19 protein-coding genes and 1 tRNA gene are annotated in these 18,867 nt (G+C 70.7%); 13 read left to right on the forward strand and 7 right to left on the reverse strand.

Features of this window, described 5'->3' with window-relative positions:
• Positions 1-405: 405 nt before the first annotated feature.
• Positions 406-3,138, reverse strand: a complete 2,733-nt coding sequence (aceE, locus tag ACIP5K_RS06835; RefSeq protein ID WP_401405831.1) for a pyruvate dehydrogenase (acetyl-transferring), homodimeric type — start codon at positions 3,136-3,138, stop codon at positions 406-408.
• A 452-nt stretch (positions 3,139-3,590) separates the two neighbouring features.
• On the opposite strand from aceE, the gene ACIP5K_RS06840 reads away from it, so the two are divergent.
• The 6 genes from ACIP5K_RS06840 (at position 3,591) to ACIP5K_RS06865 (ending at position 8,375) form a co-directional block, all read left to right on the forward strand.
• Positions 3,591-4,022, forward strand: coding sequence for a DUF3052 domain-containing protein (locus ACIP5K_RS06840; protein WP_401405834.1), 432 nt, complete (start codon positions 3,591-3,593; stop codon positions 4,020-4,022).
• 250 nt (positions 4,023-4,272) lie between these two features.
• The gene (locus ACIP5K_RS06845; RefSeq protein WP_401405837.1) at positions 4,273-4,731 is read left to right on the forward strand and encodes a peroxiredoxin; all 459 of its coding nucleotides are present in this window, start codon (positions 4,273-4,275) and stop codon (positions 4,729-4,731) included.
• Positions 4,732-4,874: 143 nt separating this feature from the next.
• Positions 4,875-5,450 (forward strand): TerD family protein, encoded by a 576-nt coding sequence (locus ACIP5K_RS06850; RefSeq protein ID WP_401405840.1) that lies wholly within the window; start codon positions 4,875-4,877, stop codon positions 5,448-5,450.
• Positions 5,451-5,663: 213 nt separating this feature from the next.
• Positions 5,664-6,239: a TerD family protein gene (locus ACIP5K_RS06855; RefSeq protein ID WP_401405843.1), complete on the forward strand. Its 576-nt coding sequence runs from the start codon at positions 5,664-5,666 to the stop codon at positions 6,237-6,239.
• 70 nt (positions 6,240-6,309) lie between these two features.
• The gene (locus tag ACIP5K_RS06860) at positions 6,310-7,455 is read left to right on the forward strand and encodes a DUF475 domain-containing protein (RefSeq protein ID WP_401405846.1); all 1,146 of its coding nucleotides are present in this window, start codon (positions 6,310-6,312) and stop codon (positions 7,453-7,455) included.
• A gap of 182 nt (positions 7,456-7,637) precedes the next feature.
• Positions 7,638-8,375 carry a Tellurium resistance gene (locus tag ACIP5K_RS06865; protein ID WP_401405849.1) on the forward strand — a complete coding sequence of 246 codons (738 nt, stop codon included), beginning with the start codon at positions 7,638-7,640 and terminating at the stop codon, positions 8,373-8,375.
• 31 nt (positions 8,376-8,406) lie between these two features.
• Here the strand turns inward: ACIP5K_RS06865 and ACIP5K_RS06870 are convergent, their stop codons facing one another.
• Positions 8,407-9,255: a TerD family protein gene (locus ACIP5K_RS06870; protein ID WP_401405852.1), complete on the reverse strand. Its 849-nt coding sequence runs from the start codon at positions 9,253-9,255 to the stop codon at positions 8,407-8,409.
• A gap of 254 nt (positions 9,256-9,509) precedes the next feature.
• Here ACIP5K_RS06870 and ACIP5K_RS06875 point away from each other — a divergent pair, with 254 nt between their 5' ends.
• The 3 genes from ACIP5K_RS06875 to ACIP5K_RS06885 all read left to right on the forward strand — a co-directional run bounded on the left by ACIP5K_RS06875 (position 9,510) and on the right by ACIP5K_RS06885 (position 14,124).
• Positions 9,510-10,688: an HpcH/HpaI aldolase/citrate lyase family protein gene (locus ACIP5K_RS06875; protein ID WP_401405855.1), complete on the forward strand. Its 1,179-nt coding sequence runs from the start codon at positions 9,510-9,512 to the stop codon at positions 10,686-10,688.
• 227 nt (positions 10,689-10,915) lie between these two features.
• The gene (locus ACIP5K_RS06880; RefSeq protein WP_401405858.1) at positions 10,916-13,312 is read left to right on the forward strand and encodes a phosphoribosyltransferase; all 2,397 of its coding nucleotides are present in this window, start codon (positions 10,916-10,918) and stop codon (positions 13,310-13,312) included.
• Positions 13,309-14,124: an HAD family hydrolase gene (locus tag ACIP5K_RS06885; protein WP_401405861.1), complete on the forward strand. Its 816-nt coding sequence runs from the start codon at positions 13,309-13,311 to the stop codon at positions 14,122-14,124. The genes ACIP5K_RS06880 and ACIP5K_RS06885 overlap by 4 nt, the downstream gene beginning before the upstream one ends.
• Before the next feature lie 232 nt (positions 14,125-14,356).
• Here ACIP5K_RS06885 and ACIP5K_RS06890 read toward each other — a convergent pair whose 3' ends face one another.
• The 3 genes from ACIP5K_RS06890 to ACIP5K_RS06900 all read right to left on the reverse strand — a co-directional run bounded on the left by ACIP5K_RS06890 (position 14,357) and on the right by ACIP5K_RS06900 (position 16,592).
• Positions 14,357-14,581, reverse strand: a complete 225-nt coding sequence (locus tag ACIP5K_RS06890; protein WP_401405864.1) for a zinc ribbon domain-containing protein — start codon at positions 14,579-14,581, stop codon at positions 14,357-14,359.
• A 21-nt stretch (positions 14,582-14,602) separates the two neighbouring features.
• On the reverse strand, positions 14,603-15,103 hold the full coding sequence (locus ACIP5K_RS06895; RefSeq protein ID WP_401405867.1) for a DUF4383 domain-containing protein: 501 nt from the start codon (positions 15,101-15,103) through the stop codon (positions 14,603-14,605).
• A gap of 136 nt (positions 15,104-15,239) precedes the next feature.
• Positions 15,240-16,592 (reverse strand): hypothetical protein, encoded by a 1,353-nt coding sequence (locus ACIP5K_RS06900; protein WP_401407524.1) that lies wholly within the window; start codon positions 16,590-16,592, stop codon positions 15,240-15,242.
• A gap of 290 nt (positions 16,593-16,882) precedes the next feature.
• Here ACIP5K_RS06900 and ACIP5K_RS06905 point away from each other — a divergent pair.
• A tRNA-Val gene (locus ACIP5K_RS06905) sits at positions 16,883-16,954 on the forward strand.
• A 253-nt stretch (positions 16,955-17,207) separates the two neighbouring features.
• Here ACIP5K_RS06905 and ACIP5K_RS06910 read toward each other — a convergent pair.
• Together ACIP5K_RS06910 and ACIP5K_RS06915 are read right to left on the reverse strand one after the other, a co-directional pair.
• Complete coding sequence (locus tag ACIP5K_RS06910) at positions 17,208-17,375, reverse strand: hypothetical protein (RefSeq protein WP_401405870.1); 168 nt, start codon at positions 17,373-17,375, stop codon at positions 17,208-17,210.
• 292 nt (positions 17,376-17,667) lie between these two features.
• Positions 17,668-17,853, reverse strand: coding sequence for a hypothetical protein (locus tag ACIP5K_RS06915; RefSeq protein ID WP_401405873.1), 186 nt, complete (start codon positions 17,851-17,853; stop codon positions 17,668-17,670).
• Between the two features lie 222 nt (positions 17,854-18,075).
• On the opposite strand from ACIP5K_RS06915, the gene ACIP5K_RS06920 reads away from it, so the two are divergent.
• The 3 genes from ACIP5K_RS06920 to ACIP5K_RS06930 all read left to right on the forward strand — a co-directional run bounded on the left by ACIP5K_RS06920 (position 18,076) and on the right by ACIP5K_RS06930 (position 18,773).
• Complete coding sequence (locus ACIP5K_RS06920; RefSeq protein WP_401405876.1) at positions 18,076-18,222, forward strand: hypothetical protein; 147 nt, start codon at positions 18,076-18,078, stop codon at positions 18,220-18,222.
• A 56-nt stretch (positions 18,223-18,278) separates the two neighbouring features.
• Positions 18,279-18,461, forward strand: coding sequence for a hypothetical protein (locus tag ACIP5K_RS06925; protein ID WP_401405879.1), 183 nt, complete (start codon positions 18,279-18,281; stop codon positions 18,459-18,461).
• Between the two features lie 81 nt (positions 18,462-18,542).
• A complete protein-coding gene (locus ACIP5K_RS06930; RefSeq protein WP_401405882.1) occupies positions 18,543-18,773 on the forward strand; it encodes a hypothetical protein in 231 nt (76 codons plus the stop codon).
• Positions 18,774-18,867 lie beyond the last annotated feature (94 nt).

The following is an 18,867-nucleotide window of genomic DNA, read 5'->3' on the forward strand; positions in this document are numbered from 1 at the left end:
ACCCCGGGGACGCCCTCGCGAGCGGCACGCGCTCCGGCTGGCGCGATCAGGAGCGCACGCGCTCCGCTGACACGCGCATCACCGAGTGCACACGCCCGGCGACGCACGCGACATGCGCCCCACTGACGCCCTCACGAGCGCACGCGCTCCGCTGATAGACATCTTCATCACGAGCACACACGCCCCGGCGACACCTTCACGAGCGCATGCCCTCACGAGCGCACGAAAGCCCTCACAAGAGCACGCGCTCCACTGACGCGGTCGCAAGCGGCATGCACCCCGCGGAGGTGCTGGCGAGCGCACGCGCTCCGCTGACCGACGTCCTCGTCACGAGCGCACACGCTCCACGGACACGTTGATCACCGGGCGGCGCGCGCCTTCCGGTGCGCGCCGCCCAGCAAGAAGCTACGCGTCGCCCCCCGCCGCACCGGGATCGGCGGCGGTGACGTCGAGCAGCTGATAGCGGTCGATCGCCTGCTTCAGGACCGATCGGTCGACCTTGCCCTCACGGGCGAGCTCGGTGAGTACCCCGACCACGATCGACTGCGCGTCGATGTGGAAGAAGCGGCGGGCGGCGCCCCGGGTGTCCGCGAAGCCGAAGCCGTCCGCACCCAGCGACTGGTAGGTGCCCGGCACCCAGCGGGAGATCTGGTCCGGCACCGAGCGCATCCAGTCGGACACGGCGATGAACGGGCCCTCCGCGCCGGACAGCTTCTGCGTGATGTACGGGGTGCGCTGCTCCTCCTCGGGGTGCAGGAGGTTGTGGCGCTCCACGTCCACCGCCTCGCGGCGCAGCTCGTTCCACGAGGTGGCGGACCAGACATCGGCCCGCACGTTCCACTCCGAGGCGAGGATCTGCTGGGCCTCCAGGGCCCACGGCACAGCGACACCCGACGCCATGATCTGTGCCGGGATCGTGCCCGACGTGCCCGTGCCGACGCGGTGGATGCCCTTGAGGATGCCGTCGACGTCGACGTCGGCCGGCTCCGCGGGGTGCTGGATCGGCTCGTTGTAGACGGTGAGGTAGTAGAAGACGTTCTCGCTGTCCGGACCGTACATCCGGCGCAGACCGTCCTTGACGATGTGCGCGATCTCGTAGGCGTAGGCCGGGTCGTAGGCGACACAGCCCGGGTTCGTCGACGCCAGCAGCTGCGAGTGGCCGTCGGCGTGCTGGAGACCCTCACCGGTCAGCGTCGTACGGCCGGCGGTCGCGCCGAGCACGAAGCCGCGCGCCAGCTGGTCGGCCATCTGCCAGAACTGGTCGCCGGTGCGCTGGAAACCGAACATCGAATAGAAGACGTACACGGGGATGAGAGGTTCGCCATGGGTGGCGTACGCGGAACCGGCGGCGATCAGCGAGGCGGTACAGCCGGCCTCGGAGATGCCGTCGTGCAGCATCTGGCCGGTCGGCGACTCCTTGTAGGCGAGGAGCAGCTCACGGTCCACGGACTCGTACTGCTGGCCGAGCGGGTTGTAGATCTTCGCGCTCGGGAAGAAGGAGTCCATGCCGAAGGTGCGGTACTCGTCGGGCGCGATCAGCACGAAGCGCTTGCCGATCTCCTTGTCCCGCATGAGGTCCTTGAGAAGCCGGACGAAGGCCATGGTCGTGGCGATCGACTGCTGGCCCGAGCCCTTCTTCACGCTCGCGTACGTCTTGTCTTCCGGCAGTTGCAGCGGCTTCGCGCGCACGACACGGGTCGGCACATAGCCGCCCAGTGCCTGGCGGCGGTCGTGCATGTACTGGATCTCCTCGGACTCGCGGCCCGGGTGATAGTACGGCGGGGCGCCGCCCTCCAGCTGCGCGTCCGTGATCGGGATGTGCAGCCGGTCGCGGAAGCCCTTCAGGTCGTCGACCGTGAGCTTCTTCATCTGGTGCGTGGCGTTGCGGCCCTCGAAGTTCGGGCCGAGCGTCCAGCCCTTGACCGTCTGCGCCAGGATCACCGTCGGCTGGCCCTTGTGCTCCTTGGCCGCCGTGAACGCCGCGAAGATCTTCTTGTGGTCGTGACCGCCGCGGCCCAGGTGCAGGATCTGGTCGTCGGTCATGTTCTCGACCATGGAGCGCAGGCGGTGGTCGTCGCCGAAGAAGTGCTGGCGGATGTACGAGCCGGGCTCGGTGGCGTACGTCTGGAACTGTCCGTCGGGGGTGGTGTTCAGCTTGTTCACCAGGACGCCGTCGCGGTCCTGCGCGAGCAGCGGGTCCCAACTGCGGTCCCAGACCAGCTTGATGACGTTCCAGCCGGCGCCGCGGAACTGGGACTCCAGCTCCTGGATGATCTTGCCGTTGCCGCGCACCGGCCCGTCGAGGCGCTGGAGGTTGCAGTTGACGACGAAGGTGAGGTTGTCGAGACCCTCTCGAGCGGCGATGGAGAGCTGGCCCAGCGACTCCGGCTCGTCCATCTCGCCGTCGCCGAGGAAGGCCCACACCCGCGACTTGGAGGTGTCGGCGATGCCGCGGGCCTCCATGTAGCGGTTCATCCGGGCCTGGAAGATGGCACCGAGCGGGCCGAGACCCATGGAGACGGTGGGGAATTCCCAGAAGTCCGGCATCAGGCGCGGGTGCGGATACGAGGACAGGCCGTTCGGCGCCTTCGACTTCTCCTGACGGAAGGCGTCCAGCTGGTTCTCGCTGAGCCGGTCCAGGAGGTAGGCGCGGGCGTAGATGCCGGGCGAGGCGTGCCCCTGGAAGAAGATCTGGTCGCCGCCGTCGCCCTCGTCCTTGCCGCGGAAGAAGTGGTTGAAGCCCACGTCGTACAGGGAGGCCGAGGAGGCGAAGGTCGCGATGTGGCCGCCGACGCCGATGCCGGGGCGCTGGGCGCGGGACACCATCACCGCGGCGTTCCACCGCGTCGCGTTGAGGACCTTGCGCTCGATCTCCTCGTTGCCGGGGAAGAAGGGCTCGTCCTTGGTGGCGATCGTGTTGATGTAGTCCGTGCTGCGCATCTCGGGCACGGCCACGCGCTTCTCGCGGGCGCGCTCGATCAGCCTGAGCATCAGATAGCGGGCCCGCTCGCGGCCGCGCTCGTCGACCGCCGCGTCAAGGGAATCGAGCCACTCCTGGGTCTCTTCGGGATCGAAGTCCGGGACCTGGCTGGGGAGGCCGCCAATGATGATCGGGTTGCGATCGGATCCGGATGCCACGCTGTTCCCTCACTGTCGGTGATGCCGCTGCTGCACTGCCGCTGCTGCACTGTCGGGTACGCCGCTGTCCATCGTGTACCGCGGAATCGGAATCGTCATCTCTACCGTGAGGAAATCCGGATTCCGTTCGGTACCCCCTACCCCGTGAGCGCGCGCACACAATTCGCAACGATACGCTCATGTCGTTCAGGTGTTTCGGGGGGCCGTTCGGCCCTGATCACCCACAGTGGTCGGGCAGGGCGGGCAAACCAGGCAGAATGCAGTGGCATACATCACTGACCTGGGGGGATCCTTGACTGGAGATGCGGTGACACAGCCGGGAACGTCACCGTTTCGGCGGTCTCGGCGGCCGGGTACTTGCGCGATCCGTCGCGCACGTGTGGACTACGGCCAACGCTTCGCGTGCGCGCGAAGCTGAAGACAACTTCGTAAACATGATCAGGAGGCAAACCGTGAGCGCGACCGCGGACCACGCGGAGACGAACCTTGCCGTGAGGCTTGGTTTCCAGCCCGACCAGGTGGTCCAGGAGATCGGCTACGACGACGACGTCGATCAGGAGCTCCGCGAGGTCATCCAAGGGACCATCGGCTCCGAGCTCGTCGACGAGGACTACGACGACGTGGCTGACGCCGTGGTGCTCTGGTTCCGTGAGGACGACGGGGACCTTACTGATGCGTTGGTGGATGCCATCGCGTACATGGAAGAGGGCGGGTCCATCCTGCTTCTGACGCCGAAGACCGGGCGGGACGGGTACGTCGAGCCGAGTGAGATCGGTGAGGCGGCCACGACCGCCGGACTCTCCGCGAGCAAGAGCATCAGCGCGGGCAAGGACTGGACCGGCAGCCGTCTTGCCACGCCGAAGGCAGCCGCCAAGAAGCGGTAAGCGTCCCGGCGGAACGGGAAATTAGGAGATGAGGCCCTGGTGGGCGCGCTTCGGTGCGTCCGCGAGGGCCTCAGGCATACCCCGGCCCGCCCCTGGGCCGAGCGGAGCCGCCCCCGCCGCCCCCGCCGCCCTCGCCGGGCCGGCCGGGCTCGCCGACCCCGGCCGGCCCGGCGAGGGGCCGCAGGAGCACACCGGCCGCGGGAACTAGGCTGAAGCCACCCGAACAGCCCCATCGAAGGGAAGCTTCACCATGGCGATCGAGGCCGGCACCAAGGCTCCGGAATTCGAGCTGAAGAACCAGCACGGCGAGAGCGTCAAGCTCTCGGACTTCCGGGGCGAGAAGAACGTGGTGCTGCTGTTCTACCCGTTCGCCTTCACCGGCGTGTGCACCGGCGAGCTGTGCGCCCTGCGCGACGAGCTGCCGAAGTTCGTCAACGACGACGTGCAGCTGCTCGCCGTGTCGAACGACTCCCCGTTCTCCCTGCGGGTCTTCGCCGAGCAGGAGGGCCTGGAGTACCCGCTGCTGAGCGACTTCTGGCCGCACGGCGAGACCTCGCGCGCGTACGGAGTCTTCGACGAGGAGAAGGGCTGCGCGGTGCGCGGCACCTTCATCATCGACAAGGAGGGTGTCGTCCGCTGGACCGTCGTCAACGGCCTGCCGGACGCCCGTGACCTGAACGAGTACGTCAAGGCGATCGACAGCCTGTAGACGCACTCTGTAAAGAAGCCCGCAGGGCGACACCCTGTAGGAAGCCTCGCGGGGTGCGGGAACCCGTCACTAGGATCCATACGTTGATCCGATGCCAGACGTACTACGGGGCTCCCCGCCCCCAAAGACCACAGGGAGGACTCGTGGGAGTCAGCCTCAGCAAGGGCGGCAACGTATCGCTGAGCAAGGAGGCCCCGGGCCTCACAGCGGTCGTCGTGGGCCTGGGATGGGATGTCCGCACCACCACCGGCGCGGACTTCGACCTCGACGCCAGCGCGATTCTGACGAATGCCGAGGGCAAGGTCCGCAACGACCAGGACTTCGTGTTCTTCAACAACCTGAAGAGCGCGGACGGCTCGGTCGAGCACACCGGTGACAACACGACCGGTGAGGGCGAGGGCGACGACGAGCAGGTCAAGGTCGACCTCGCGACCGTGCCGGCCGACGTCGACAAGATCGTGTTCCCGGTGTCGATCTACGACGCCGAGAACCGCCAGCAGTCCTTCGGCCAGGTGCGCAACGCGTTCATCCGCGTCGTGAACCAGACGGGCGGCGCCGAGATCGCCCGTTACGACCTCTCCGAGGACGCCTCCACCGAGACCGCGATGGTCTTCGGCGAGCTGTACCGGAACGGGGCGGAGTGGAAGTTCCGCGCCGTCGGCCAGGGTTACGCCTCGGGCCTGCGCGGTATCGCTCAGGACTTCGGCGTCAACGTCTGAGCCGTAGCGCACCACCACGTTCATCCGTCCGGCGTCGCACTCGTGCAGTGCGGCGCCGGACGCGCTGGACCCGGCAGAGCCAGCAGTTCCAGCAGAGCCAGTAGCTCCAGCAGGACCAGTAGTTCCAGCAGAGCCAGTAGTGCCCGCAGAACCAGCAGTGCCCGCAGAACCAGCAGTGCCCGCAGTGCCTACACCACGGGGAGGACCAGCAATATGGGCGTCACGCTCGCCAAGGGAGGCAATGTCTCCCTCTCCAAGGCCGCACCGAACCTCACGGAGGTGCTGATCGGCCTCGGCTGGGACGCACGCTCCACCACCGGAGCCGACTTCGACCTGGACGCCAGTGCGCTGCTGTGCAGCGGCGGCCGGGTGATGGGCGACGAGTGGTTCATCTTCTACAACCAGCTCACGAGCCCGGACGGGTCCGTCACGCACACCGGTGACAACCTGACGGGTGAGGGCGACGGCGACGACGAGTCGATCATCATCGACCTCGCCAAGGTCCCGGCCACCTGCGACAAGATCGTCTTCCCCGTCTCGATCCACGACGCGGACAACAGGGGGCAGACCTTCGGCCAGGTCAGCAACGCGTTCATCCGCGTCGTGAACCAGGCGGACGGCCAGGAGCTCGCCCGTTACGACCTCTCCGAGGACGCTTCGTCCGAGACCGCGATGATCTTCGGTGAGGTGTACCGGTACGGCGGCGAGTGGAAGTTCCGTGCGGTGGGCCAGGGGTACGCGTCGGGGCTCCGGGGCATCGCCCTAGACTTCGGAGTCAATGTTTCGTAAAGCCGTGCGCGGAGCGGGGGAGCCCCGTACAACCAGCACGGGGAAACCCGTACAGATGATGGGGTAGCCAGTGGTTCTGAAAACCTTCGGCTGGTCGTTCGCGATCACCGTGCTCGGTTTGATCGCGGCGGTGTTCTACGACGGCTGGACAGCTTTCGGGGTCGTCGCGATCCTCGCGATCCTCGAGATCTCGCTGTCGTTCGACAACGCGGTGGTCAACGCCGGAATCCTGAAGAAGATGAGTGCCTTCTGGCAGAAGATCTTCCTCACCGTCGGCGTGCTGATCGCGGTCTTCGGCATGCGGCTCGTCTTCCCGGTCGTGATCGTCGCGATCAGCGCCAAGATGGGTCCGGTCGAGGCCGTCGACCTGGCCTTCAACCAGCCGGACCGCTACCAGCAGCTGGTGACGGACGCGCACCCGTCCATCGCTTCCTTCGGTGGCATGTTCCTGCTCATGATCTTCCTCGACTTCATCTTCGAGGAGCGGGACATCCAGTGGCTGCGCTGGATCGAGCGGCCGCTGGCCAAGCTCGGCAAGGTCGACATGCTGTCGGTCTGCATCGCGCTGATCGTGCTCCTGGTCTCGTCGATGACGTTCGCGGTCCACGCCCACCAGCACGGCGGTGCGCACGCGGACAAGCAGTCCACCGTGCTCATCTCCGGTGTCGCCGGTCTCATCACGTACCTCGTCGTGGGCGGTCTCTCCAGCTTCTTCGAGAGCCGTCTCGAGGAAGAGGAGGAGCGGGAGCACGAGGAGGAGGAGAAGGCCGCGCGCGAGGGCAAGAAGAAGTCGGCGGTCGTGCTGGCCGGCCAGGCGGCGTTCTTCATGTTCCTCTACCTGGAGGTCCTCGACGCGTCGTTCTCCTTCGACGGCGTGATCGGCGCCTTCGCCGTCACCAACGACATCGTGCTGATGGCGCTCGGCCTCGGTATCGGTGCCATGTACGTCCGTTCGCTCACGGTCTATCTGGTCCGCCAGGGCACCCTGGACGACTACGTGTACCTGGAGCACGGCGCGCACTACGCGATCGGCGCGCTCGCCGTGATCCTGCTGGTCACCATCCGCTACGAGATCAACGAGGTCATCACCGGCCTCGTCGGTGTCGTCCTCATCGCCTGGTCGTTCTGGTCGTCGGTGCGGCGCAACAAGCGGCTGGCGACCGAGGAGGGGAACTCGGGGGACCCGGACCAGGCCGAGGTGCCGTCCGGGGTCTGAGCCACCGGGGCGCCGAGGTCCGGCCCGGACGCCCTTCCCGGCAGCCGAAGCCGTGCAGCGGGGCGGCCGGTTCGAGGACAACTCCTCGAACCGGCCGCCCCGCGGGCGTGTACGGGAGGCCGCGGATAGGTACGGGTAAGTACAGGCGGGGCACGCACGGCACGTACAGGCATGGGGGCGGTATGTCCTTCTGGGACAAGCTAGGGCGGGGCAACTCCGCGCAGTCCGACTTCGACTCGGGCAGCGCGGCCACCAACAGCATCGAACTCACCAAGCGGCACCCGGTCGTCTCGCTCTCCAAGCAGGGCGCGGCCACCGGCAATCTGCGGATCAACCTGTCGTGGCGGATGCGCACCTCGGACATCGGCGGGCCGGAGAGGAACAGCCTGCTGCGGCACCCGTTCAGCATGTTCAAGCCCGACGTCGTGCAGGCGCACACCCAGTCGATGGTCAACGTCGACCTCGACCTCGGCTGCCTGTACGAACTGGTGAGCGGCGAAAAGGGCGTCGTCCAGCCGCTGGGCGGCTTCCTCGGTTCGCTGAACGGGCCGCCGTACGTCAAGCTCAGCGGCGACGACCGGTTCGGTTCGGCGTCCGGCGAGACGATCTACATCAATCTCGACCACCGCGAGTCCATCAAGCGCCTGCTGGTCTTCGTCTACATCTACGACCAGACTCCGGCGTTCGACCGGACCCACGCCCACGTGACGCTCTACCCCAGCAACGGCCCGCGCATCGAGATCAGCCTCGACGAGCGCCAGCCGCAGGCCCGGTCCTGCGCGGTCGTCTCCATCGAGAACGTCAAGGGCGATCTCGTGGTGCGCCGCGAGGTCCGCTTCGTCTACGGCTTCCAGGCGGAGCTGGACCGCCTGTACGGCTGGGGACTCCAGTGGGGCCGCGGCTACAAGTCGAAGGTCTAGGCAGCGGCCCGACGCCCGGGCCGGGCGCCGGTCACCGGCCGATGAACTGCGGACCCTGCGGCGGGAGCCGGAAGGACGGGTCCGGGTAGGCCGGGGCGGCGACCGGCTGCGGATAGCCGTACGCGGGCTGGTGCTGCGGGGCCGGCTGCGTGGTGGGCTGCGGCGGGTAGCCGTACGCCGGCGGCCGCTGCGGCGGCGGCAGCGGGAACGACGCGGGCTCGGCGGGCCGTGCCCGCTGCGGGGCCGGGACCGGCTCGGTGGCCGGGGTGGGCGTCGGCGGCGCCGGCTCGTGGGCCGGGCCGGGGTCGGCCGCCTGCCGGGTCTGGGCGGACGCGGCGGACTCGTCGACCGAGATGCCGAAGTCGGTGGCGAGGCCGACCAGCCCGTTCGAATAGCCTTCGCCGACCGCGCGCAGCCGCCAGCCGTCCCCGCGCCGGTACAGCTCGCCGCAGATCAGCGCGGTCTCGGCGCCGGTCTCGGGCTTGATGTCGAAGAACGCGACCGGCTCGCCGCCGTCGACCGCCGCGTCGTGGACGGACATCCGCAGCGACGGTACGTGCTTGAACTCGACGTCCTCCGCGGAGGCCACCAGCAGGATGCTGCTGATCTCCGGGGGGATCCCGCCGAGGTCCGCCTGGACGGTGTCGGTGAGCCCGTCGGACACCCGCTTCTTGCCCAGCCGCCACACCTTGCCGGACGGATGCCGGGGCTGGTTGTAGAAGACGAAGTCCTCGTCGGAGCGGACCCGGCCGTCGGGGCCGAGCAGCAGAGCGGAGGCGTCCACGTTCGGCACGCCCTGTCCCAGTGTCCAGCGGAGCACGGCGCGCACGGCCGTGGCGTCGAGCGGGACGTTCGCCCCCTTGAGCATCGCGTGCGTCATGCCGTCATCCTGCCTTCCCCGCCCCGGCCGGGACAACGTGGGGTGCGCCGGGGCCCGCGACCTCGCCGGGATCCCCGCGGACCTCCCTGGACATGCACGGGTTACCAGAACTTCATTGCGGCCGGGAACCCTTGACATGGGTTTGTACGTACTATTACCGGCCACTCGTGCGTTTTACGTCGGGGAGTACCGGGCGGCTCGGAAGCCGCGACGGGTCGGGTCAGGTTCGGAGCAGGTCGTATCGGGGGAGTCTTATGCGTCATTTCGGGCACCTTGCCCCTCAGATGCGGAAGCGTCTGTTCCATCGGGAGCCGCAGCCCTTCGGCGCCGACTCCCCGCCCCGCATGCTCGCCGCGGCCCTGGGTGCCACGCTCTACAGCCCGGCCACCCGGCCACGCCTCGCGGACGACGTGCTCAAGCAGGCCGGCCGCGGAGTCGTCTCCATGGTGCTGTGCCTGGAGGACTCGATCGACGACTCGGAGGTCGAGGGCGCCGAGGAGAATCTGGTCCGCCAGTTCACCGACCTGCTCGCCAGGAGCGAGCGGGGCACCGTCGCCGAGCCGCCGCTGCTGTTCATCCGCGTCCGCACGCCCGAGCAGATCACCGACCTCGTCCACCGCCTCGGTCCGGCCGTGACGCTGCTGTCCGGATTCGTGCTGCCGAAGTTCACCGAGGAGCGGGGCGTGCCGTTCCTGGAGGCGCTGACCGCCGCCGAGGCCGCCTCCGGGCGGCGGCTCTTCGCCATGCCGGTCCTCGAATCCCCCGAGCTGCTGCACCTGGAGACCCGCACCGAGACCCTCGCCGGGATCTCCCGCACCGTCGACAAGTACCGCGACCGCGTCCTCGCGCTGCGGCTCGGCGTCACCGACTTCTGCTCGGCGTACGGGCTGCGCCGACCCGCCGACCTGACCGCGTACGACGTCCAGATCGTGGCCTCCGTCATCGGTGACGTGGTCAACCGCCTCGGCCGGGCCGACGGCACCGGCTTCACGGTGACCGGGCCGGTCTGGGAGTACTTCCGCCACCAGGAGCGGATGTTCAAGCCGCAGCTGCGGCGCAGCCCCTTCCTGGAGGAGGGCGCGGAGCCGCTGCGCGCCGCGCTCATCGAGCACGACATGGACGGCCTGCTGCGCGAGATCGCCCTCGACCGGGCCAACGGGCTGCTGGGCAAGACCTGCATCCACCCCTCGCACGTCCTGCCCGTGCACGCGCTGTCCGTGGTCAGCCACGAGGAGTACAGCGACGCGCGGGACATCCTGGGCCCCGGGCGCGACGGCGGGGGCGTCCTGAGGTCGGCGTACACGAACAAGATGAACGAGGTGAAGCCGCACCGCGCCTGGGCCGAGCGCACCCTCCAGCGCGCGGAGGCGTTCGGGGTGGCCCAGGAGGACGTCGGCTTCGTGGAACTGCTGACGGCGGGCCTGCCCGCATGACGACCGACACCACCACCCCCGAGACCAGCACCAGCACCGATACCGATACCGATACCGAGACGGGGACGAGCGACATAGCCGGCGAAGCACGCACGAACGTGGTGACCACAGGAGCCGCGAGACCCGCAGGGACCGCACCAGCAGCGACAGCCGCACCAGCCGCACCAGCGACAGGGACCTCGGGAGCCGGGGAGAGCGGGCGGGACGCGGTGTGGTCGGGGACCTGGGTGGCCGACCGGCTCGGTGTCGAGCTGGCCGGTGACCCGGAGCTGACCGGACTGCTCGGCCTCGCCCTGCGCCACAACCCCAAGCGCGCCCACCTCCTGGTGTCGAACGTGCTGGGCAAGCACGTCCCGCAGCGTCCGTCCGTGGTCTGGCGCACCGGCCACGACCTGGGCGTACGCGTCCGGGAACGGCTCGGCGACGAAGCGGCGCGGCGCTCCGTCGTGCTCGGCTACGCGGAGACGGCGACGGGCCTCGGCCACGCGGTCGCCGACGGCCTCGCCCTCGCCCCGTACCTGCACTCCACGCGCCGCCCCGTCGCGGGCGTGGCCCGCGCGGGCGGTTTCGAGGAGTCCCACTCGCACGCCACCTCGCACCTGCTGCTCCCGGAGAACCCGCGGCTGCTGGCCGGGGACGGCCCGCTGGTCCTCGTGGACGACGAGTTCTCGACCGGCAACACGGTCCTCAACACCATCCGCGCCCTGCACGAGCTGCACGCGCGCGAGCACTACGTGATCGTCGCGCTCGTCGACATGCGGTCGCCCGCCGACCAGGGCCGGCTCACCGCGTTCGCCGACGAGATCGGCGCGCGCGTCGACCTGATCGTGTCCGCGCGCGGCACCGTCCGGCTGCCCGACGGAGTCCTGGAGAAGGGGCAGGAGCTGGTCGCCGCCTACGAGAAGAGCGCGGCGGCCGCCCTTCCGCGCCCGCGCCGCACGCCGGGCGAGATCGTCCGGGTCGACGGTCTCGGCTGGCCCGAGGGCGTACCGGACGGCGGACGGCACGGTTTCCGCCCCGAGCACCGCGAGCGGCTGGAGGCGGCCCTGCCCGCCATGGCCGCGCGGCTGGCCCCGCACACCACCGGCCGCGTCCTGGTCCTGGGCAACGAGGAGCTGATGTACGCCCCGCTGCGGCTCGCCACGGCCCTGGAGGCGGCCGGCGCCGACGTCGCGTACTCCACGACGACCCGTTCACCCGTCCTCGCCGTCGACGACCCGGGCTACGCGATCCGCACCCGCCTCGTCTTCCCCGCGCACGACGCCCCGGCCGACGGGCCCGGCGAACGCTTCGCGTACAACGTGGCGGGCGGCGGCTTCGACACGGTCGTCGTCGTCCTCGACTCGGCGGGCGACACCGCCGAACTGGCCGCGCCCGGCGGGCTGCTGGAGCGCGTCGCCGAGCACACCGCGCGCGTGGTCGTCGCGGTCGTGCCCTCGTACATCCCCGAAAGGCCCGTCATGCCGTTGCCCGAGCCGCTGCGCGGCCCCGCCTTCTCCTCGTACGCGCCCGACGAGGTCGGCTGGCTGCTCCAGGACCTGTCCGACGTACGGCTGGAGGCGCCCACCGAGGAGCGCGAGGAGGCCGTGCAGAGCGGCGGCGCGCACTACGCGGAGTCGCTGCCGGTCGAGTACCAGCCCAGCGAGCAGTACCAGCGGTTGTTCCACGCGGCGCTCGACACGTCGGCCGCGCGGATCGCCCGGGCCGTCGGCGTGGTGACGGAGACGGTGCTCGCCGAGCGCGCGCCGCGCCGCCCGGTCCTCGTCTCGCTCGCCCGGGCCGGCACCCCGGTGGGCGTGCTCATGCGGCGCTGGGCGCTCGCCCGGCACGGCATGGAGCTGCCGCACTACGCCGTGTCCATCGTGCGCGGACGCGGCATCGACGCGACGGCGCTGCGCTGGCTGGCCGCGCACCACGACCCGGCGGACGTGGTGTTCGTCGACGGCTGGACCGGCAAGGGCGCCATCACGCGCGAACTGGCCGCCGCGATCGAGGAGTTCGAGGCGGGCGGCGGCCCGCGCGGCTTCGACCCGCAGATCGCGGTGCTCGCCGACCCCGGCTCCTGCGTGCGGACGTACGGCACCCGGGAGGACTTCCTCATCCCCTCGGCCTGCCTCAACTCGACGGTGTCCGGGCTGATATCGCGGACCGTGCTGCGGGCCGACCTGGTCGGGCCGGACGACTTCCACGGCGCCAAGTTCTACCGGGAGCTGGCCGGTTCGGACGTGTCGGTGGCGTTCCTGGACGCGGTGCAGGAGCGGTTCGAGGAGGTCGCCGACGCGGTGGTCGCCGACGTCAAGGAACTCCTCGACGCCGACCGCACGCCGACCTGGGAGGGCTGGGCCGCCGTCGAGCGGATCAGTGAGGAGTACGGCATCCACGACGTGAACCTGGTGAAGCCCGGGGTCGGCGAGACGACCCGGGTGCTGCTGCGCCGGGTGCCGTGGAAGATCCTGGCGCGGGCCGACGCGGGCGCCGACCTGGACCATGTGCGGCTGCTGGCGGAACAGCGCGGGGTGCCGGTGGAGGTGGTGGACCAACTGCCGTACACCTGCATGGGGTTGATCCATCCGCGGTTCACCCGGGGGGCCACCGGGGCCGACGGCAGGGCGGTCGCCAAGTGAGCGGGCGACCCGCGGTGACCGTCGTCGCCAGCGACCTCGACCGGACGCTGATCTACTCCGCGGGCGCGCTCGGGCTCACCGTGCCCGACGCGCGGGCGCCGCGGCTGCTCTGCGTCGAGGTGTACCAGGGCAAGCCGCTGTCGTACGTCACCGAGGACGCGGCCGGGCTCCTGGCGGAGCTGGGGCGCCGGGCGGTGTTCGTGCCGACCACGACGCGTACGCGCGAGCAGTACGGGCGGGTGCGGCTGCCGGGGCCGGCGCCGGCCTACGCGATCTGTGCGAACGGGGGGCACCTGCTGGTCGACGGGGTGTCCGATCCCGAGTGGGCGCGCGGCGTCCGGGACCGGCTGGCCGCCGAGTGCGCGCCGCTGGCCGAGGTGCGGGAGCGGATGGTCGCCGCCGCGGATCCGGCGTGGCTGCTCAAGGAGCGGGTCGCCGAGGACCTGTTCGCGTACCTCGTGGTCGACCGGGCCGCGATGCCCGCCGGGTGGGTCAAGGAGCTGGGGGAGTGGGCCGAGGGTCTTGGCTGGGGCGTGTCCCTCCAGGGGCGCAAGGTGTACGCCGTGCCGAAGCCGCTGACCAAGGGCGCGGCCGTCCGGGAGGTGGCCCGACGCACCGGCGCCGACCAGCTGCTCGGCGCCGGGGACTCGCTGCTGGACGCCGATCTCCTGCTGGCCGTGGACCGGGGCTGGCGTCCCGGGCACGGAGAGCTGGCGGACGCCGGGTGGACCGCCGCGGGCGTCACCGTGCTGGAGGAGCGGGGGATCGTCGCGGGGGAGGCGGTGCTGCGCGGCTTCCTCGGGGCACTGTAGAAACCCCGTCCGGGACGCGACTATCACGGCCGCGCGGCGACCCCGTCAGGCACACGAGATCCCCGCGCACGCCGGGCCCCGTCAGGCACACAAGGACCCCGCGCACGATCGCCCCGTCAGGGGCGCGGGGAACTGCGCGAGAAGCCCCACCGGCCGGCACCCGACCACGGCGCTGAACGGGCCGCACGAGCCGCCCGCCCCGCCCCGCCCACGCCCCCCGGCCCACGGAGTGTCAGCCGCAGCAGCCACCCCCGCAGCACCCACCACCCCCACCACCGGCCGACGGCGCCGGAGCCGGGGAGGAGGAGCCGGTGCCGGCCACGGACACCGTCGACAGGAGCTTGACGGTGTCGGGGTGGCCCGCCGGGCAGGTGGCGGGGGCGGCCGACTCGGCCATCGGACGGGACAGTTCGAACGTGTCTCCGCAGGAGCGGCAGCGATATTCGTAGCGAGGCATGGGCCAAGCCTAGCCAGCGCGTCAGCCGGCGTGGCGGGCCTTCCAGTACGGATTGTCGTGCGGCAGCCCGCCGCTGACCCGCCCGTACATCCCGAAGAACATCAGCAACAGCCCGACGACGAAGCTGAACAGGACGTTCTGCAAGCGGAAGGCGAGGAAGTTGTAGCGGGTGTCGAGCAGGGCGAGGTTCACGAACCCGCTCAGGATGAACAGGACGCCGAGGGTCATGTTCAGCGTCGACGCGACGGCACCGCCGGCCAGCATCCCGCCGATGAGCAGGAGCCCGGCACAGACGGACAGGACGCTGAGCGCGCCGTTGGTGTTCAGGCCCGCGACCGTGTCACCGCGGGTGTCGAAGAAACCGATCTTGTCGATGAACCCGAGGACGCCGAACACCACCAGCACCAGGCCCATCAGGCCCGCGCCGACGCGGTACACCATGCTCAGCCGGTGATCGACGGGCTGCCGCTCGTCGAGGGTGACGTGGTGCCGGGATCCCGGGTGAAGTACGTGCGTGGCCATCACGGCCTCGCCTCCTCCTCACAGCTCGCCCACGCCCCCTGCGCGCCGCGCGGCCGTGTGCGTACCTCCAGGGTCCGCCTGCCGGGCACCGGACGCCAACCGCACCGCCGGGCCCGCGCGGGGACGGCGCCGCAGGTCAGGCGCCGCCGCGCTCGTCGCGGATCTGGGAGACGACCCGGGCCACGGTCTGCCGCACGGCCTCCGTCTCGGTGAGGAAGTGCCAGTAGTCGGGGTGGCGGCCCTCCAGGCCCTGCACGGCGCGGTCGAGCCGGCCCACGGAGTCGTCGAGCGGCCGGGCGTGACGCGGGTCGGGCGTGGCGCGGCCGGTCATCGCCAGCCGCTGGGCGTCCCGGATCGCGAACCGGGTGCGGTCGATCTCCTGCTGCGGGTCCTTCGCCACCGCGTTCAGCCGCTGGAGGCGGTCGGAGGCGGCGGAGACCGATTCGTCGGTGCTGTTCAGCAGCGCGCGGACGGTGGAGAGGAGGGCCGTGGCGTCGGGCCAGCGCTGCTCGTCGCGGGCCGTGCGGGCCTCGGCGAGCTTGGTCTCGGCCTGCCGCACGTTCTCCTCCGCGAGGTCCGGGACGCGCTGGAGGTCCTGCCAGCACGCGGCGGAGAACCGGCGCCGCAGCTCGCTCAGGACCGGCTCGACCTGTCCGGCGCGGGTGGTCAGGGACTGCGCCCGGGTCCGTAGCGAAACGAGCCGGTGGTCGATCTCCGCGGCCTTCTCCGGAAGCCGCTCGGCCTCCACCCGGATCGTCTCGGCCTCCCGGGCGACGCGCTCCGCGCGCTCCAGCGTCTCGGGGACGCCGTGCCGGCCCGCGCCCTCGTTGAGCCGGGTCAGCTCCGGGCCGAGGCGGGCGAGCCGGGCGGCGAGGTCGTCGGCCTTGAGCCCCGCCTGCCGTACGCCGTCCAGGGCGGCCGTCGCGCCGAGCAGCGCCTGCCGGGCCCGCTCCACGGCGGGCGCGAGCCGGGCGAGCTGGGTCTCCGCCTTGCCGAGCAGCGGCCCGAGGCCCTGGGCGAAGCGGTCCAGGTCCGCCTTGGTGCGGGTCAACTGGTCCTTGGCCGCCGCCAGTTCGCCCCGGGCGCGGGTCGCCGTGCTCGCGTCGAGGTCGTCCCGGTCCAGGTCGTGGGCGTCGACGGCGGTGATGTACTGCGCGCTGACCTCGTCGATCCGGGTGCCGAGCTGCTGGAAGTCGCCGACGGCCCGGCGGGCGGCGGGGGAGTCGTCGACCGCTGTGATCGTCTCTATCGAGATGCGCAGGTCGCGCTGGGCGGTGTCCAGCTCGTAGAAGGCGGCGGCCGCGGCGTCCTTGGCCTCCTGGGCCTGGGCGCGCTGGGTCTCCGAGCGGCCCCCGAACCACTTGCGGGTGCCGCCTGCGCTGAACGCTCCGCCGAGCGCCGCGGTGAGCACCGGCAGAGGCAGCAGGGTGAGGACGAGGAGATCGCGGAGCGGTCCGGCCCGCCGCGCCCCGCGGCGCTGCCGCCGCAGCCGTGGACCGTGGGCGCGCGGTCGCTGAACAGCGGCGTCCCGCGTCTCGCCGGGGCGCTCGTCCGTCGCCGTCGTCACTAACTCTCCCGCGCTGCCTGTGCCGTCATCAGCCCTGCCCGCTGTCCATTGTCCCACCGGTTGATGACGAACACACGGGTCGGTCGGTTCGCGGTTCGTCGGCTGACATCCGTGTCCGGGGCGCGGTCGCCCGCCGTGGCACAGGTGTTTGCGGTACGGGCCCGTCGGCAGGGTAGGCTGTCGGCTCACCCTGGTCGCGGTACCAGGAGTGCGGGTGCGTAGCTCAGGGGTAGAGCGCCTGCCTTACAAGCAGGATGTCGGCGGTTCGAAACCGTCCGCGCCCACAGGTAGAAGTAGCAGGCCAGAGCCCCTCGGTGTGATCACCGGGGGGCTTCCGCTTTGTTCGAGTTTGTTCGAGATCCACAAAGAGTCCCCAGCCCCACCGGGAGCTTGCTCGGCCGGCGTGTGATCGAGCCCTGCCTCCAGGTCCGTAAGAGCCTGGGACGACGGGCCCTCATGCGGATCCACACCTGCCGTATCCACAGCATGAGTAGGACGCTGAGAAACCAGCAATCCGGCGGCGAGCTCGGGCTGTTCTCAGGTGCAGAAGTCGAACACCGAAACGACGGCCTGCATCAGCCGCCCGCGGCGCCGGTGGCCCGACGAGCAGTACCGGCGGAGGAACCATCGCCCGGTCTGCTTCACCGGTGCGCCGCAGTAGCACGTCTGCGGTTCGCGGATGCGCTCGATCGAGATCCACCCCATGAGCTGAAGGTACCCGGCCCGCGAGGTCGGCGAGGAGGTACCGAGATCGAGGTTCACGAGGAGGGCATCTCCGGCTCAGACGAGGATTGAAGGAGCCGGAACGGGAGACTCGGCCACGGACCGATACGCCTCGCCGACATCGTGGGCGGACCCGGTTGGCGCTCCCTTGGACGTCGACGGACTCCCGCCCGTTCACCTCCTCGGTCGAGGCGGGCCGGTCGCCCTGCAGGGGCGCGATCGGCCCGACGCCAGAACGCCCGGTCCCGGACCGTGGCCGGCGGACCGGCAGGGCTCAGGAGGACGGCCCGATGTGCTGGCCGAGGGCGGTCGAGTTCCCGAGTGCGCGGGCCAACTCGTGCTGTGCAGCGCCACGTTCGGCCGCCCCGCGCTCGCCCGCGCCGCCCCGGCGGCGCAGTACGAGCAGGCAGAGGCCGATGACGGCCGCGAGTGCGACCAGTGCGACGATCACGATGGTCATGTTTCCGCCCCGTTCTGCCGAGAGCCGCCCCCCGGCGGCCCATGCAGAGTGAATGTATCGCTGCCGACGGCCCAGCAGAAGGGTTCCTACCGGGTGGTAGGGGCGGTGGAGGTGGATTGGCCGGTGTGAGGCGTCATGTTCCCTATGTGGCTAGCTGTGGCTAGCTGTGGCTATATGAGGCGGGGGTGGCGTGCGCGGTATGGATGGGGGCACTCGCCGGTCATGGACACAGAGCGCCCCGAGGTGCGTGACGAGCAGGCGGATCCGGCCGAGTCCTTCTGGCTGAGCTCGCCGCTGCACGACGATTCCTGCATGTGGTGCACGCTCACGCGTGAGGCCGCCGGTCCGTCCGGTGCGGCCGGGGCCTGAGCGGGAGCCCCGGATCGCCGGGTCGCCCGGTGGCCCTTCGCGGGTACTCGGGTGGCATGGTGTGGCTGAAGGTGATGGCGTTGTGGGTCGGCGTCGGCCTGTTCTGGGGCGCGCTGGTGGGCATGGTGCTCGACCTGTCCTGGCCGGCGGCGCTGGGGTTCGGCGGGGCCTGGGGTGTGGTGGCCGGTCTGGTGTTCTGCGTGTGGATGCGGCGCCGGGCGCGGGCGGACGGGCGCTGACCGGATGGACATGGGCCGGTGAACCCGGGGCATGCGAGGCCCATGTGGAGACACGGGGCTGCGGGACATCGGGCGGATGCTGTGGTGGCCCCGGAGGGCCGGGCCGTGATGCGGTCCGTCGACCGGTTCCTCGTGTGGGCCGGTCCGGTGCTGGCCCTCGCGGGCGTCTGCCTGGGCGTCGCGTCACTGGTGGCCGGGGAGCCCGTACGAGCCGTCTGGCAGTTCCTGCTCGCGCTCCTCATGGGCGTCGTCGCGACCGGCGCCCGACTCCGGCTGCGGCGCACCGCGATGCCGCCCGAGCGACGCCGCTGACCTGGGGCGTCGGCCCCTGGGATGCCCGCGCGCCGGTGCTCCGGGGCCCCTGCGGGCCGCGCCGGTCCGGGCTTGCGTACGGGAACTGTCTAGG

This window comes from Streptomyces sp. NPDC088785, from assembly GCF_044750685.1.
GTDB lineage: Bacteria > Actinomycetota > Actinomycetes > Streptomycetales > Streptomycetaceae > Streptomyces.

Excerpts from the sequence above, each read along its gene's own strand:
- ACIP5K_RS06865 (WP_401405849.1), top strand. The coding sequence starts at position 7,638 with ATGTCCTTCTGGGACAAGCTAGGGCGGGGCAACTCCGCGCAGTCCGAC.
- ACIP5K_RS06920 (WP_401405876.1), top strand. The coding sequence starts at position 18,076 with ATGGACACAGAGCGCCCCGAGGTGCGTGACGAGCAGGCGGATCCGGCC.
- ACIP5K_RS06910 (WP_401405870.1), bottom strand. The coding sequence starts at position 17,375 with ATGGGGTGGATCTCGATCGAGCGCATCCGCGAACCGCAGACGTGCTAC.
- ACIP5K_RS06925 (WP_401405879.1), top strand. The coding sequence starts at position 18,279 with ATGGTGTGGCTGAAGGTGATGGCGTTGTGGGTCGGCGTCGGCCTGTTC.
- ACIP5K_RS06845 (WP_401405837.1), top strand. The coding sequence starts at position 4,273 with ATGGCGATCGAGGCCGGCACCAAGGCTCCGGAATTCGAGCTGAAGAAC.
- ACIP5K_RS06875 (WP_401405855.1), top strand. The coding sequence starts at position 9,510 with ATGCGTCATTTCGGGCACCTTGCCCCTCAGATGCGGAAGCGTCTGTTC.
- ACIP5K_RS06895 (WP_401405867.1), bottom strand. The coding sequence starts at position 15,103 with ATGGCCACGCACGTACTTCACCCGGGATCCCGGCACCACGTCACCCTC.
- ACIP5K_RS06915 (WP_401405873.1), bottom strand. The coding sequence starts at position 17,853 with ATGACCATCGTGATCGTCGCACTGGTCGCACTCGCGGCCGTCATCGGC.
- ACIP5K_RS06855 (WP_401405843.1), top strand. The coding sequence starts at position 5,664 with ATGGGCGTCACGCTCGCCAAGGGAGGCAATGTCTCCCTCTCCAAGGCC.
- ACIP5K_RS06890 (WP_401405864.1), bottom strand. The coding sequence starts at position 14,581 with ATGCCTCGCTACGAATATCGCTGCCGCTCCTGCGGAGACACGTTCGAA.
- ACIP5K_RS06870 (WP_401405852.1), bottom strand. The coding sequence starts at position 9,255 with ATGACGCACGCGATGCTCAAGGGGGCGAACGTCCCGCTCGACGCCACG.